Origin of the sequence: Delftia tsuruhatensis, assembly GCF_903815225.1 — a bacterium.
Taxonomy (GTDB): domain Bacteria; phylum Pseudomonadota; class Gammaproteobacteria; order Burkholderiales; family Burkholderiaceae_C; genus Comamonas; species Comamonas tsuruhatensis_A.
This window is the reverse complement of record NZ_LR813084.1, coordinates 1,807,568-1,822,612: the sequence shown is the minus strand read 5'-3', so window position 1 is coordinate 1,822,612 and position 15,045 is coordinate 1,807,568. Positions and strand designations below refer to the sequence as shown.

General features: G+C 67.7%; 14 protein-coding genes. 2 read left to right on the top strand and 12 right to left on the bottom strand.

What is annotated here, in order from left to right; translation table 11 throughout:
- Positions 1-13: 13 nt before the first annotated feature.
- The 12 genes from hisS to surE all read right to left on the bottom strand — a co-directional run bounded on the left by hisS (position 14) and on the right by surE (position 12,268).
- On the bottom strand, positions 14-1,273 hold the full coding sequence (gene hisS / locus L1Z78_RS08225; protein ID WP_234642120.1) for a histidine--tRNA ligase: 1,260 nt from the start codon (positions 1,271-1,273) through the stop codon (positions 14-16).
- A gap of 184 nt (positions 1,274-1,457) precedes the next feature.
- Positions 1,458-2,738 carry a flavodoxin-dependent (E)-4-hydroxy-3-methylbut-2-enyl-diphosphate synthase gene (ispG, locus tag L1Z78_RS08220; RefSeq protein ID WP_234642119.1) on the bottom strand — a complete coding sequence of 427 codons (1,281 nt, stop codon included), beginning with the start codon at positions 2,736-2,738 and terminating at the stop codon, positions 1,458-1,460.
- Positions 2,739-2,740: 2 nt separating this feature from the next.
- Positions 2,741-3,682 carry a helix-turn-helix domain-containing protein gene (locus L1Z78_RS08215; RefSeq protein WP_234641043.1) on the bottom strand — a complete coding sequence of 314 codons (942 nt, stop codon included), beginning with the start codon at positions 3,680-3,682 and terminating at the stop codon, positions 2,741-2,743.
- Entirely contained in the window at positions 3,675-4,535 is an 861-nt protein-coding gene (gene pilW, locus L1Z78_RS08210; RefSeq protein ID WP_234641042.1) for a type IV pilus biogenesis/stability protein PilW, read from the bottom strand. The genes L1Z78_RS08215 and pilW overlap by 8 nt, the downstream gene beginning before the upstream one ends.
- Before the next feature lie 48 nt (positions 4,536-4,583).
- On the bottom strand, positions 4,584-5,708 hold the full coding sequence (rlmN, locus tag L1Z78_RS08205; RefSeq protein WP_234641041.1) for a 23S rRNA (adenine(2503)-C(2))-methyltransferase RlmN: 1,125 nt from the start codon (positions 5,706-5,708) through the stop codon (positions 4,584-4,586).
- Positions 5,709-5,799: 91 nt separating this feature from the next.
- Positions 5,800-6,225, bottom strand: a complete 426-nt coding sequence (gene ndk, locus L1Z78_RS08200) for a nucleoside-diphosphate kinase (protein ID WP_234641040.1) — start codon at positions 6,223-6,225, stop codon at positions 5,800-5,802.
- A gap of 106 nt (positions 6,226-6,331) precedes the next feature.
- Positions 6,332-7,735: a pseudouridine synthase gene (locus L1Z78_RS08195; RefSeq protein WP_234641039.1), complete on the bottom strand. Its 1,404-nt coding sequence runs from the start codon at positions 7,733-7,735 to the stop codon at positions 6,332-6,334.
- Positions 7,732-8,607, bottom strand: a complete 876-nt coding sequence (gene scpB, locus L1Z78_RS08190; protein WP_234641038.1) for an SMC-Scp complex subunit ScpB — start codon at positions 8,605-8,607, stop codon at positions 7,732-7,734. Before scpB ends, L1Z78_RS08195 begins: the two co-directional genes overlap by 4 nt.
- 110 nt (positions 8,608-8,717) lie before the next feature.
- Positions 8,718-9,788 (bottom strand): RluA family pseudouridine synthase, encoded by a 1,071-nt coding sequence (locus tag L1Z78_RS08185; protein WP_234641037.1) that lies wholly within the window; start codon positions 9,786-9,788, stop codon positions 8,718-8,720.
- Positions 9,788-10,675: a peptidoglycan DD-metalloendopeptidase family protein gene (locus L1Z78_RS08180; protein ID WP_234641036.1), complete on the bottom strand. Its 888-nt coding sequence runs from the start codon at positions 10,673-10,675 to the stop codon at positions 9,788-9,790. The genes L1Z78_RS08185 and L1Z78_RS08180 overlap by 1 nt, the downstream gene beginning before the upstream one ends.
- A gap of 13 nt (positions 10,676-10,688) precedes the next feature.
- Positions 10,689-11,477, bottom strand: coding sequence for a protein-L-isoaspartate(D-aspartate) O-methyltransferase (locus tag L1Z78_RS08175; protein ID WP_234641035.1), 789 nt, complete (start codon positions 11,475-11,477; stop codon positions 10,689-10,691).
- Positions 11,474-12,268, bottom strand: a complete 795-nt coding sequence (gene surE / locus L1Z78_RS08170) for a 5'/3'-nucleotidase SurE (RefSeq protein ID WP_234641034.1) — start codon at positions 12,266-12,268, stop codon at positions 11,474-11,476. Before surE ends, L1Z78_RS08175 begins: the two co-directional genes overlap by 4 nt.
- Positions 12,269-12,381: 113 nt before the next feature.
- Between surE and L1Z78_RS08165 the strand changes: the two genes are divergently transcribed.
- Positions 12,382-13,362 carry an NADPH:quinone oxidoreductase family protein gene (locus L1Z78_RS08165; RefSeq protein WP_234641033.1) on the top strand — a complete coding sequence of 327 codons (981 nt, stop codon included), beginning with the start codon at positions 12,382-12,384 and terminating at the stop codon, positions 13,360-13,362.
- A gap of 58 nt (positions 13,363-13,420) precedes the next feature.
- Complete coding sequence (locus L1Z78_RS08160; RefSeq protein ID WP_234641032.1) at positions 13,421-15,007, top strand: GGDEF domain-containing protein; 1,587 nt, start codon at positions 13,421-13,423, stop codon at positions 15,005-15,007.
- The last annotated feature ends 38 nt before the right edge of the window (positions 15,008-15,045 follow it).

The following is a 15,045-nucleotide window of genomic DNA, read 5'->3' as shown; positions in this document are numbered from 1 at the left end:
CTGCCTGCGCGGATCAGGCCGCCGATTGTAGGGTGGCGGCCCATTGGGCCGCATCGGCCAGGGCTTGCTGCACCTGCTGGCCTGCGCCATCGCGCAGCGACTTGACGGTGACCAGGCCCTGCTGGAGTTCGTCGGCCCCGAAGATCAGCGCGAAATGCGCGCCGCTGGCATCGGCCTTCTTGAACTGGGACTTCATGCTGCCCATGCCTTCTGCACCGGCGGCGTGCATCTGTACCCGCACGCCGGCTTCACGCAGCTGTTGCAGCGTGCGCAGCGCCACCGGCATGGCCGATGCATCGGGCACGATGGCGTAGGCATGCAAGGTGGGCGCGGGGATGTCCGTGCCCAGTTCCTTGACGAGTTCGAGCACGCGCTCCACGCCCAGGGCCCAGCCGACGGCCGGCGCGCTCTTGCCTCCGACCTGCTCGATCAGATAGTCGTAGCGGCCGCCCGCGCAGATCGTGCCCTGCGAGCCCAGCAGGTCGGTGACGAACTCGAACACCGTCAGGTTGTAGTAGTCCAGGCCGCGCACCAGGCGCGGGTTCACGGTCCAGGGCACGCCGTTGGCGTCCAGGATGGCCTTGAGTCCGTCGAAGTGGGCCAGCGAGGCCTCGCCCAGGAAGTCCAGCAGGCGCGGCGCGCCGTTGACCATTTCCTGCATGGCGGGGTTCTTGGTGTCCAGCACGCGCAGCGGGTTGCTGTACATGCGGCGCCTGGCCTCCTCGTCCATCACGTCCTGGTGCTGCTCCAGGTAGGCGATCAGGGCCTCGCGGTGGGCCTTGCGCTCCTCGGGCTGGCCCAGGCTGTTGATCTCCAGGCGCCACTGGGTCAGGCCCAGCTGCTTCCACAGGGAAATCGCCAGCATGATGAGCTCGGCATCCACGTCGGGGCCGGCGAAACCCAGGGCCTCGGCGCCGATCTGGTGGAACTGGCGGTAGCGGCCGCGCTGCGGGCGCTCATGGCGGAACATGGGCCCCATGTACCACATGCGCTTGCCGCCGTCGTACAGCAGATTGTTCTCGATGGTGGCACGCACCAGACTGGCCGTGCCCTCGGGGCGCAGCGTCAGGTGCTCGCCATTGAGCCGGTCCTCGAAGGAGTACATCTCCTTTTCGACGATGTCGGTCACCTCGCCGATGCCGCGCACGAACAGCTGCGTATGCTCGACGATGGGCGTGCGCACATTGCGGTAGGCAAAGCGCGCCATCAATTCGCGCACCTGCGCTTCCAGCCATTCCCAGCGGGCGGACTCGGCGGGAAGAATGTCGTTCATGCCTTTGACGGCGGAGAGTTTTTCGGGTTTGGCCACGTTTTTCTCGTTCGATGGATGCTCGGAATCAGGCGCCGGACACGCTTTTTTGCTCAAGGTTTTCAATGCACACACCGCATGAAAACCTTTGAAACACGGCGTGGTGCGCTATCTATTTTGCAATAACTGCAATGTCCGGCGCCGCCACTCAGGCGGACGCGGCGGTGGCGCCATAAGTGCGCGCCACATAGTCCTCGACCAGGACCTGGAACTCTTCGGCAATGCGCTCGCCGCGCAGCGTCATGGCTTTCTCGCCGTCGATGTAGACGGGCGCGGCGGGCGCCTCCCCCGTGCCGGGCAGGCTGATGCCGATGTTGGCGTGCTTGCTCTCGCCAGGGCCGTTGACGATGCATCCCATCACGGCGACCTTCATGGCCTCCACCCCTGGATACTTCATGCGCCACAGCGGCATCTGACCACGCAGGTAGTCATCGATCTGCTTGGCCAGTTCCTGGAAGGTGGTGCTGGTCGTGCGCCCGCAGCCCGGGCAAGCCGTGACGCTGGGCACGAAGATGCGCAGGCCCAGGGCTTGCAGGATCTCGGAGGCGACCACCACTTCCTGGGTCCGCGCCTCGCCGGGCTGGGGCGTGAGCGACACGCGGATGGTGTCGCCGATGCCCTCCTGCAGCAGTACCGACAGCGCGGCGGCCGAGGCCACCGTGCCCTTGGTACCCATGCCGGCCTCGGTCAGACCCAGGTGCAGCGCATAGTCGCAGCGCTGCGCCAGCGCCCGATAGACCGAGATCAGGTCCTGCACGCCGCTGACCTTGCACGACAGGATGATGTTGTCTCCGTTCAGGCCCATGGATTCGGCCAGCCGCGCGGAGTCGACGGCCGAGGAGATCAATGCCTCGAACATGACCTGGCGCGTGTCCCAGGGCTGGGCACGGCGCGAGTTCTCGTCCATGAGGCGTGCCATCAGCTCCTGGTCCAGCGAGCCCCAGTTGACGCCGATGCGCACGGCCTTGTCATACCGTGCCGCCGCCTCGATCATCTGGCCGAACTGCCTGTCCTTCTTGTCGCCCTTGCCGACGTTGCCGGGGTTGATGCGGTATTTGGACAATGCCTCGGCGCAGGCCGGGTAATCGGTCAGCAGGCGGTGGCCGTTGTAGTGGAAGTCACCGACCAGGGGCACGTACTCGCCCATGCGGTCGAGCTGCTCGCGGATGTAGGGCACGGCGGCCGCGGCCTCGGGCGTGTTGACGGTGATGCGCACCATCTCCGAGCCGGCCTGGGCCAGCTGGCGCACCTGGATGGCCGTCTCGACCGCGTCCACCGTGTCGGTGTTGGTCATGGACTGCACGCGCACGGGCGCATCGCCGCCCACCGTGACGACGTTGTTGCGCCAGACCACGCGGGCCTGGCGGGACTTGCGCGGCAGCGGCGAGGAGATCGCGATCGGCTGCTGCGTGGAGGAAAAATCTTGCACTGTCACTTCACCTCAAAGCGGGCTACGTTGTCGCGGGTGGTCCTGGCCACTTCCAGCAGTTCGCCACGCACGCGCACTTCGGTACCGCTGGCGTTCCCGACGATGACCGACAGCGGCGGCGCCCCATCGGCGCTGACGGTCTCGCCAGCCTCCAGCGTCTTTTGCAGCACCACGCGGCCATTGGCATCCTTGACCTGCACCCACGATTGTGCGCTGGCCTTCATGACCAGCACACCACCAGGCGTTTGGGCCGTGGCAGCGGCCACCTCTGCGGATGGCGCGGGCACGGCTGTGGCAGCCGGCTCCACGCTCCCCGCCGGCGCCGGTACAGCGGCGAGCTCCGGCGCCGCAGCGGGCGCCTCGGCCGACGCTGCGGCCTGGGGAGCGACGGGCTCCTGCGCGGCCGCGGGTTCGGATACGACAGCCGCCGGCGGCACGAGGGCCACGGCATTGGAGGAGTCCGTGCGCGCCTCCTCGGCATCGCCTTCCTGCTTGGGCAGGAAGTACACGGCGGCGGCGGCGGCCAGCAGCAGCAGCACGATGATGGCGACCTTGCGCGAGCCGTTTTCACGGCCCAGCGGCGTACCGGCCGCCTTGAAGGAGCGTTCCTTGAACGTGGCGTTGATGCCGCCCCGGTCGTCGGCCAGACTCTTGAGCTGGGTGCGCGGCAGCAACGCCAGCACCTGCGCGGAATCCATGCGCAGGGTGCGGCAGATGCTCTGGGCCAGGGCCCGCATGAAGACATGGTCCTGGAATGCGGCATGGTCATCCGCCTCCAGCGCCTCCAGCTTGGGAGCCGGGACCTTGAGCGCGGCCGCCAGACCTGCCAGAGACAGGCCCGCCGCCTCGCGCGCCTGGCGCAGCAGCATGCCCGCCGTCACTGAAGTTTGTGCGTTCTCGCCTTGCGTACCTGTTTCGTCATGCACCGCCGACACCTCACTCATTGAATGCTCCACGCTCGTAGGCCAGCCATTGGCGGGACTCCGGGAAGCGCTGGTGCAGCTGGTCCGCCAGCTGCCGCATCGCCGCAGATTGCTGCAGCGCCCTCTCTATCTTGATACCCAGCCACAGGCTTTCCGCATTGGACTGGGGGCTGCCGTTCAGGCGGCGGATGTAGAACTGCGCCCGCCGGGCGTCGCCTGCTTGCAGCATCACATTGCTCAGGTGGTAGGCGATGACGGGATTGCCGGGATCGAGCTCGTAGCCCTTGAGCAGCGCCTGTTGGGCATCGGGCAGCAGGCCGGCCTGCTGCAGGCACAGGCCCTTGGCCATCCAGGTCTTGGGGCGCTCCAGGTAGCCGGGCTGGACCAGGGCCTTGTCCAGCCATTGCTGGGCTTCCGCGTACTGCTTGCGCTGGCACAGCAGCCAGCCGTAGTTGTGCAGCAGATCGCCATCCTGGGGGCGCAGAGCGACGGCCTTGCGCAGGCTGGCATCCGCCTGCTCCCAATCCTGGTTGCGCATGTAGATCAGTCCCAGCAGGCCATAGCCATCGGCCGACCCGGGGTCCGAGGCCAGCGCCTGGTTCACCTCCTCCAGGGCCACATCGATGCGGCCGGCCTGAAAGTAGGAAGCCGCCAGCTCCAGGCGGATCGCTGCCCGGCGGCGGGGGTCGGCCTCTGCGGCCGAGGCCATCGGCGCGTTGGAGACGGAAGAAGCGTTGCTGGCACCCGAAGTCGCCGGAGAAACCTGGGACTGCTTGCTGGCACAGCCCGCCAAGGCAAGAACCAGCACGGGTACGGCCCAGAGCATGTATCCACCCACATCCCCCGTTCGCAGCTGCCGAGCCACTGACTTCATGAACTGTCCTTTGTTCCGTTGGGCGTGCCCTGCACGCTCCAGGTCCTCTCAAGGCATCTGCTTGAGAACGATGGTGCGCTGCCTTGCCATGCGCTCGGCAGCGCGCGTACGGTCCTTGACATCACCAGCCAGCTGGCCGCAGGCCGCGTCGATGTCGTCGCCGCGTGTCTTGCGCACCGTGGTCACGATGCCGGCATTGCTCAGCAGGCTGGCGAATTCCGTCACCCGTGCCGCGGGTGAGCGCAGCAACCCGGAAGCCGGAAAGGGGTTGAACGGGATCAGGTTGAACTTGCACCAGCTGCGGCCGTCGCCACGCGCGCGGACCAACTCTATCAGTTGGCGTGCATGCTCGGGCTGGTCATTGACGCCATCGAGCATGCAATATTCGAACGTGATGAAGTCACGCGGCGCGAATTGCAGGTATCGCTCGCAGGCATCGAGCAGTTCGCGGATCGGATACTTGCGGTTCAGCGGCACCAGTGGATCGCGCAGTTCGTCATTGGGCGCATGCAGCGACACAGCCAGCGCCACGGCGCAATCCTGGGACAGCCGGTCCATCATGGGCACCACGCCCGAGGTGGAGACCGTCACGCGGCGGCGCGACAGGCCATAGCCATGGTCGTCCAGCATCACGCGCAACGCCGGCACCAGGGCCGTGTAGTTCTGCAGCGGCTCGCCCATGCCCATCATCACCACGTTGGAGATGACGCGCTCGCTGCCCGTGCCCAGGCGCTTGCGCAGCGCATGCTCCGCATACCAGAGCTGGGCCAGGATCTCGCCCGTGCCCAGGTTGCGGCTGAAACCCTGGTGGCCCGTGGAACAAAAACGGCAACCCACGGCACAGCCGGCCTGGGACGACACGCACAGCGTGCCACGATCATCCTCGGGAATGAAAACGGATTCGACGGCATTGCCGTCGCCCACGTCGAACAGCCACTTGACCGTTCCATCGGCGGACACATGCTCGGTCAGCACCGGCAAGGCCGTGATGTGGGCTCGCGCCTTGAGCTTTTCGCGCAGGGACTTGGCCAGGTCGCTCATCTGGTCGAAGTCGCTGGCGCCACGCTGGTGGATCCAGCGAAACAGCTGCGTTGCGCGGAAACGCTTCTCGCCGAGCTGCTCGCAATATGCGGCCAGTCCGTCGAGATCAAAATCTAGCAAATTGGTATTCATGTCGGCAGGCCTGTGCCACGCCGCTCTCGGCTCTTCCGCGGCAGGCAGGCCTGCACCGGACAGGCCATGACGGCCGCGGAAGACGCGGGGATCAGCGCGAGTAGACGTTCATGCCGGGGAAGAAGAATGCCACTTCCACGGCTGCAGTTTCAGCAGCGTCCGAGCCGTGCACGGCGTTGGCGTCGATGCTGTCGGCGAAGTCGGCGCGGATCGTGCCCTTCTCGGCCTTCTTGGGGTCGGTGGCGCCCATCAGTTCGCGGTTCTTCAGGATGGCGTTCTCGCCTTCCAGGGCCTGGATCATCACGGGGCCGGAGACCATGAAGTCCACCAGGTCCTTGAAGAAGGGACGCTCCTTGTGGACGGCGTAGAACTGCTCGGCTTCGCCGCGCGACAGGTGCACCATCTTGGCGGCGATGACCTTCAGGCCTGCGCCTTCGAAGCGTGCGTAGATCTGGCCGATCACGTTCTTGGCAACGGCGTCGGGCTTGATGATGGAAAGAGTACGTTCGATGGCCATTTGAATGGTTCCTAATCAGGGTTACTATGGATTTTTGTCAATCAGACAAAACCGTTGATTCTAGCTGTGCCGCCAAAGTCCTTGATGACATCCGGATGAGCCGCCCTCAGCGGCCGCCCCGGCGTCCACCGCCGGGGTTGCGCTTGGCATTCTGGCGCGCTCGCACCAGGCTGTCCGTGCCGATGTAGCCGACCGAGGTGCGCATGGGATCGGGCTGCTGGCCACCGCCCTGCCCCCGGCCACCCGCGCCGCGACCGCCCTGGCCACCTTGCCCCGCGGGCTTGCCACCCTTGGCCGCAGGCCTGGGACGCTGACCATCGAGCATGGCATTGGGCGCAGGACGGTTGCCGTCGAAATAGCGGCCTCCCCCCTCGCGACGCGGCGCACTGCGATCCGCCGCGCCACGGCGGGCGCCGTTGTTCGCGCCCTTGGGCGCTGCCGGTGCACGCGCCTTGACGCCAGCGGCAGACATCAATGCCTGGATGTCCGCCTGATCAAGCTCCACCCATGCGCCCCGCTTGAGTCCACGCGGCAGCACCATGGCGCCATAGCGGATCCGGATCAGCCGGCTGACGGCATGGCCCACGGCCTCGAACATGCGGCGCACCTCGCGGTTGCGACCCTCGGAGATCGTGACGCGGTACCAGCAGTTGGCCCCCTCGCCGCCGCCGTCCTCGATGGAGCCGAAGGCCGCCTCCCCGTCCTCCAGCTGCACGCCATCGGTCAGGCGCTGCTTTTCTTCCTTGCTCAGTGCCCCCAGCACGCGGGCCGCATACTCACGCTCCAGACCGAAACGCGGGTGCATGAGCGAGTTCGCCAGCTCGCCCGAGCTGGTGAACAGCAGCAGGCCCTCGGTATTCAGGTCCAGGCGGCCCACGGACTGCCATTTGCCATGCTGCAGGCGCGGCAGCTTGCGGAACACCGTGGGACGGTTTTGCGGATCGTCGTGCGTGACGACCTCGCCCACGGGCTTGTGGTAGGCGATGACGCGCGCCGGCGGCGGCTCGATGCGAAAGCGGATGGGCTGGCCGTTGACCTTGATCTGGTCGCCGAACTGGATGCGCTGGCCCACGTGGGCCGGCTCATTGTTGACCGAGATGCGGCCTTCGAGAATCAGTTGCTCCATCTCCAGGCGCGAACCCAGACCGGCCTGGGCCAGCACCTTGTGCAGCTTGGGCGAATCGACCTGGGGCAGCAGCACGCGCTTGGCGGGCGGGGTATCGCCGCGCTCCTCGGCGGCATCGAATTCACCTGAGACCACATCGGCGAAACCGTAGCCCTCGACCGCAGCGGCTGGCACCTCATGCGCGCCCTGTGTCTCATCCTCCACCGGCGCCTCGCCAGCCTCCTGCGACACGGCGGCGGGACGTGGCTTGCGCGCAGGCCTGGCACCAGGCCGGGCCTCGGGCCTGGAAGCGCGGGAACGCGCAGGCCGGGCCTTGGGTTCGGCGCCGGTTTCTTCGGACGCCGGCTTGGCGCCCTGGTCATTGGAGATGTCACTACCCATCATGGCTTTCCTTCATCGGCCTGCATTGCAGCGCCGTCCGTATCCGTTGTATCTGTCGCCGTGTCCGCCGCGCCTGCCGCATCCGGCATGTCCGGCATATCCACCACATCCATCGACTGTGCCGGCGGTGCCTGCGGACCGCACTCCTCGGCCGACTCCTGCGCGTCTTCCGAATCCAGCGGAACCTGCTCCAGCAGCCCCGGCCCGTCTGCCTGTCCGCCCTCCTGCCCGCCATGGACCGCGGGGACCTCGTCCGGCCCCCAGCCTTGCACGGGTGGCTGCTCGACGACCTCACCTGCCTCCTGGGCCTGCTGCGGGTCGCCGCCAGCCTCCTCCAGCGCCTTGAACAGGCTTTGCTGAGATTCCGGCTCCTCGAGCATGGGCAACTGGTCCAGCGACTGCAATCCCAGGTCGTCCAGGAACTGGCGTGTCGTCGCGAACAGCGATGGCCGGCCCACGGTTTCCCGGTGACCGATCACCTCCACCCAGCCCCGGTCCTCCAGCTGCTTGATGATCAGGCTGTTGACCGTCACGCCGCGGATATCCTCGATGTCGCCGCGCGTCACCGGCTGGCGATAGGCGATGATGGCCAGCGTCTCCAGGGCAGCCCGGGTATAGCGGGGCGGCTTCTCGGGGTGCAGCCGGTCCAGGTAGATGCGCATCTCCGGCCGGCTCTGGAAACGCCAGCCCGACGCCACCTGCACCAGCTCCACGCCTTTTTGCGCCCACTCCTTTTGCAGGTCCAGCAGCAGGTCCTTCAGCGTATCGGAGCCCAGCACGTCATCGAACAGCGTGCGCAACTCCCGCAACGTGACAGGCTGCGGCGCGCAGATCAATGCAGTTTCCAGGACCCGCTTGGCATCTACCGTATTCATGGCTCAGCGTCTCGGGAACAAAGGCGCATGCGCCGCCAAAGAAGGCAGCCGGGGAGCGCCGGATCAAAGAAGAGGAAGCAAGCGCTCCACAGATGCCATGCGGGTGATGGTCAGAGGCTTTGCGCAGGATTGTAGCTCAGCCCCCAGTTTTTCAGTGCCTGCGCCATATCGGCAGGCAGGGGCGCATGCAGCACCAGCTCCTGCCCCGTTGCTGGATGCCTGAAGGCCAGCCGGAATGCATGCAGCGCCTGGCGCCTGAGCCCGCCGGCCTCGCGACCGCCATAGACGGCGTCCGCCACCAGGGGATGGCCCAGCGAAGCCATGTGCACCCGGATCTGATGCGTGCGCCCGGTATGCAGGGTGCAGCGGACGAGACAGATCTCGTCATTGCCATCGAGCCAGTCGAAGTCCGTGCGGGCCGTCTTGCCCGCATGCTGGGCCAGGTCCACCACGGCCATGCGCAGCCGGTTGCGCGGATCGCGGCCGATGGGGGCATCGACCTTGCGGTGCCTGTGCGGGCCCCAGGCCTTGTGGCCCATGGCCAGATACTGGCGGCTGACGTCGCGTGCGGCGATCATGGCCACCAGCGCATCCATGGTGGCACGGCTGCGTGCAACGACCATCAGGCCGCTGGTGTCCTTGTCCAGGCGGTGCACGATGCCGGCGCGCGGAACTTCCCGCGCCCTGGGATCACGCCCCAGCAAGCCATTGAGCAGGGTACCGGTCCAGTTGCCGGGCGCCGGGTGCACGACCAGGCCCGCGGGCTTGTTGACGACCAGCAGGTGCTCGTCCTCGTACACCACGTCCAGCGCCATGTCCTCGGGCTGGAAGGCCATGCTCTGCTGCGTGGGCCGCATCTCCAGCACCAGACGGTCGCCGGCTGCGACCTTGGTGGACGGCTTGCCCAGTTCACGCCCGTTGAGCGCGACCGCCCCCTGCGCCAGCAACTGCTGGAGGTAGCTGCGAGAGAACTCGGGCACGCACTCGGCCAGCACCTTGTCCACGCGCAGGCCATGCTGGGCCGCCGGGACGGCGATCTCACGCAGCTCGGAGGCCGAAGCCTCGACCTCCCCGCCGTCGGCCTCGTCCTCGCCGGATACCCAAGGCTGCTCGCCGGGCGCAGAAGAAACAAGCCCCTGCGGGGCAGGGGCTTGTCCGGTTGGCCTGGTCACGCGGGCCATCAGCGCGAAGGCAGGTAGCGAGAGGGATCGACAGGCTTGCCCTGGCGACGCACCTCGAAATGCAGCTTGACGCGGTCGGCGTCGGTGCTGCCCATCTCGGCGATCTTCTGGCCCTTGCGCACGGTCTGGTCTTCCTTGACCAGCAGCGTCTGGTTGTGCGCGTAGGCCGTCAGGTAGGTGTTGTTGTGCTTGAGGATGATCAGGTTGCCGTAGCCCCGCAGGCCGGCGCCCGCATAGACCACGCGGCCGTCGGCCGCGGCGACCACGGCATCCCCGGCCTTGCCTGCAATGTCATAGCCCTTGTTGCGCGCCTCGTCGAAGCCGGCGATCAGGCTGCCCGAGGCAGGCCAGATGAAGTCCACGTCGTCGGCGCCCTTGGCGGCCGGCGCGGGAGCGGGGGCGGGGGCCGGAGCCGGCGCAGGGGCCGGCGTGGCCGTCGAGGATGCCGGAGGCAGCGGCGTGGCCACCACGGGCGAGCCGCTGGGCGTGGACGAAGAGGAGGACGAGGACCGCGTGCTGCCGCTGTCCGAGCTGGCCACCGAGGTGGCGGTCGGCGGCACGACGCGCACCACCTGGCCGACTTCGATCAGGTTGGGGTTCTCCAGGTTGTTCCAGCGCGCGATGTCCTTCCAGCTCTGGCCGGTTTCCAGGCCGATCCGGATCAGCGTGTCACCGGGCTTGATCGTGTAGTAGCCGGGCTTGCCGGCGTTCTCGACGCCGGGCAGCGGCTTGACGGCTGCGGACGGAGCGGAAGTGGAAGCGGAGCCGGAGGTCGACGTTCCACGGTCCTCCACGGGAGCCCTGTTCACTTGGGACGTGCAGCCGGCCAGAACCATGCCGGCAAGCACCACCGTTCCCCAAGCCCCAAGACTTCGCGATACCAACATAAGTTATTCCCTTCTAGGCGATGCCCGATTTTAGGGGGACAAAGTTCACGGCCTCCAAAATCGACTGCGTAAACCCGTGTGAACTCTTGTCAATCACCAGCAGTGCCTGCTTACCGCCCGTAACCACCATGGGCGCGACGAGCCGTCCGCCCACCGCCAATTGGTCGCACCAGGCCGAGGGCATGCTCTCGCCGCCGGCGGCCGAGATGATGCCGGCATAGGGCGCACCGCTGCCATAGCCTTCCATGCCGTCGCCGAAGATCAGGTGGACATTGGTCAGGCGCCAGGGGCGCAGGTTGCTGCGCGCCTTCTCGTGCAGGCCGCGCAGACGCTCTATCGAATAGACCTCGCGCGCCACGCGCGCCAGCACGGCCGCCTGGTAGCCGCAGCCCGTGCCGATCTCCAGCACGCGGCCCAGGCTCGACTTCGCAGCTTCCGCCCCCAGCAGCAGCTCGGTCATGCGCGCCACCACGCTGGGCTTGGAAATCGTCTGGCCCAGGCCTATGGGCAGGCTGGTGTCCTCGTAGGCCTGGTTGACCAGGGCGCTGTCCACGAAACGGTGGCGCTCCACCGCCCCCATGGCGGCCAGCACGGCCGGCGACTGTATGCCACTGGCGGCCAGCCGCTGCACCATGCGCGCGCGCACGGCGGCGGAATCCAGCCCTATGCCAGAGGGCTGGACCGGGGGCCGCGCGCCGGCCGGCGCCAGCGCGGAGCGTGCCGGGGCCGCGCGCGATGCGGGCGGCGGGGTCTGGGCCGAGCGCGCCACCCACGAGGGAACTCCCGGACGACGCTCGCTCACGGCTGCACCACCCCATCCTGCGCAGCCAGGCCGGCCGACGCCAGCCTGGCTGCGGTCTGTGCCCAGTAGCCCAGGTTGTCATGGTCGGTCAGATCCACCTTGAGCGGCGTCACCGACATATGGCCATGGGCCGTGGCATGGAAATCCGTGCCCTCGGAGTCGTCCTTGGCCGCGCCCGCGCTGCCGATCCAGTACATGGTTTCGCCGCGCGGGCTTTCCTGCGTGATCACGCGCTCGGCCGCGTGGCGCCGCCCCAGGCGGCACAGCTTCAGCGGCTTGAGGGCGGACAGCGGCATGTTGGGGATGTTCACGTTCAGCAGCCAGGGCGACAGTCCGATCAGCTGCTGCGATTGCATGTCCATGACCAGCTGGCGCGCGGCCGCGGCCGCCGCCTCGATCTCGGCCCAGCCCTTGTCGACCTGGGAGAAGGCGATCGCGGGAATGCCGAACAGAAATCCCTCCATGGCGGCACCCACGGTGCCCGAGTAGATGGTGTCGTCGCCCATGTTGGCGCCGTTGTTGATGCCCGAGACCACCAGGTCCGGCCGGTAGCCCAGCAGGCCCGTCAGCGCGATGTGCACGCAGTCGGCCGGCGTGCCGTTGACGTAGCGGAAACCGTTGTGGGCCCGGTGCACGTACAGCGGTGCGTTGAGCGTCAGGGCATTGGATTTGGCGCTGTTGTTGTGCTCCGGCGCCACCACCTCGACCTCGGCCACCGTGCGCAGCGCCTCGTGCAAGGCCTGGATGCCGGGCGCCTGATAGCCGTCGTCGTTACAAATGAGAATCTTCATGGATACAGCAGGGATTGCTGCGGATTGTAGGCGCGCGCCTCGTCGCCCGAGGGACAGGAGGCTTTCCCGCCACACTCCTATCATCGGCAGCGCATTCGAACACAGGAGACAACATGCACGCTTGGCTTTGCACCACGCCCACGGGCGTCGACCAATTGCAGTGGACACAGCTGCCCACGCCCACGCCGGGCCCCGGGCAGGTGCTGCTCGAAGTCAAGGCGGCCAGCCTGAACTTCCCCGATCTGCTGATCGTGCAGAACAAGTACCAGATGAAGCCGGAGCTGCCTTTCGTGCCGGGCTCCGAATACGCGGGCGTGGTGCAGGCCGTGGGCGAGGGAGTCACCCACCTGGCCGTGGGCCAGCGCGTGGCCTGCCTGTCGGGCACGGGCGGCTTCGGCACGCACACGCTGGCGCCGGCAGCGCTGTGCATGCCGCTGCCCGACGGTTTCAGCTTCGTGGACGCGGCCGCCTTCATCATGACCTATGCCACCTCCCACCACGCGCTGATCGACCGGGGCCAGTTGCGCGCGGGCGAGACCGTGCTGGTGCTGGGCGCGGCCGGCGGCGTGGGCACGGCCGCCATACAGATCGCCAAGGCGGCCGGCGCGCGCGTGATCGCGGCCGCATCCACCGATGAAAAGTGCGCACTGTGCAAGGCCCAGGGCGCCGACGCCACCATCAACTACAGCCAGGGCGACCTGCGCGCGGCCATCAAGGAGGCCACGGGCGGCAAGGGCCCTGACGTGGTCTACGACCCCGTGGGCGGCGACTTCGCCGAACCGGTGTTTCGCTCCATCGCCTGGCGCGGCCGCTACCTGATCGTCGGCTTCGCGGCGGGCCCCATCCCTGCCCTGCCGCTGAACCTGCCGCTGCTCAAGGGGGCCTCGCTGGTCGGCGTCTTCTGGGGCGATTTCTCGCGGCGCGAGCCCAAGGCCAATGCCGCCATGATGCAGGAGCTGGCCCAGTGGTACGGCCAGGGGAAGATCAAGCCCGTCATCGACCGCACCATGCCCATGGCCGAACTGCATGCCGCCTATGCGCGCATGGGCTCGCGGCAGGTCCAGGGCAAGCTGGTGATGGTCAACGAAGTCTGACAAGGGCGCCGGCCATGCCACACTGGAGGGCATTGCATTTCGAAACAACTGCCCACCCATGGCCGAGCGCTCCGCTTCCGAACTGGCACGCGAAACCCTGCGGCAACTGGCGCTGAACCGCCTGCCGCCAACCCCGGAAAACTACACCCGGCTCTATGAGCAGGCGGCAGGAGAGCCGGGCCCGGCCAGCTTTCCCCAGGGGCCGCTGCGCCATGTCCATGCGTTGCTGCCGGCGCAGACGCCCGCGCAAAGGCGCCTGCGCGATCAGTTGGGCACCGCCATAGAGCGCAGTGACTGGCTGGGTCTCCAGCAGGTGATCACGGCCTATGCCAATGCGGCCCTGCTGCCCCCATCGCCCGACACCAGGCCGGTGGAGCTGCCGGCGCCACCGCCCGTGCAGGCCCTGCCCGACGACCTGGCCCAGCAGCTGGCGCGGCGCTTCGAGGCCCTGTCCACCCTGCTGGACCCGCAGGATGCCAAGGCACGGCAGCTGCACCAGCAACTCATGGAGCAGCTGCGATCGGCGCCCGTGGATGCAGTCCAGCTGGCGCGGCGACTGCATGACCAGCACTACCCGCTGTCGTTCTCCATCGCCGACCAGATGCAGGTCCTGCAATTGATGCAGGAACTGCTGCAGACCCTGGTCCAGCATCTGGCCCAGGACCCCGCGCACGGCAGTTGGCTTGCACCGCAGCTGACCGCCATCGAGCAGGCCATCACCCCGCCGCTGTCGGCCGCCCCCCTGGCCGAGGCCCGGCGCGAGCTGCAGACCCTGATCCTGCGGCGCATGCAGCTGCAGGACGGCATGGCCGCCGCGCAGCAGGCCCTCAAGGACATGCTCGGAGGCTTCGTCCAGCACCTGGCGCAGATCACACGCAGCAACGAGACCCTGGGGGCGCGCATGGAGGAAGCGGCCCGGCAGCTGGATGGCATCCAGCGTCTGGAAGACGCCGCCCCGCTGCTGCAGCAGGTGCTGGAGGCCACGCGGACCATGGCCGCCGGCAGCCGCGTGGCGCAGGAGGAGTTGCAGGCGCTGCGCAGCCACGTGGATGCCTGCGAGGCCCGCATCGAAGCCCTGCAGCAGGAACTGGACGAAGCCGCGCGACGGGCGCGCCATGACGTGCTCACGGGCCAGCTCAACCGCATGGGCGTGAGCGAGGCGCTGGATCGCGAGGTCGCACGCGCACAGCGCCATGGCCAGCCACTGAGTGTCGCCCTGCTGGACATGGACGGCATGCAGGCCCTCAATGCGCAACTGGGCCATGCCCTGGGCGACGCCGCGCTGGCCCATGTGGCCCAGCTGACGCGCCAGGGCCTGCGCCCGGAAGATGTGCTCGGCCGCTATGAGGGCCAGGCCTTCGTGCTGCTGCTTCCGCAGACCCCGGAGGCAGCCGCCGTGCAGGCGCTGCTGCGTCTGCTGCAAATGCTGGAGCAGGCTCCACTGTCTGCTCCCGGCCAGTCCGCGCCACACGCCCTGAGCTTCAGCGCAGGCGTGGCCCAGTTGCAAAGCCACGAAAACGGCATGGACGTGCTGCGCCGCGCCGATACCGCCATGCTCCAGGCCAAGGCGCGCGGCAAGCGCAGCATTGCCACCGCATCGGGAGCACAATGGCAGGCAGGCGAAGGCGCGGGCACCGGCCACTGAGCCTGCCACCCGCATCTTCCTGTCTCTTGCGCCACCAG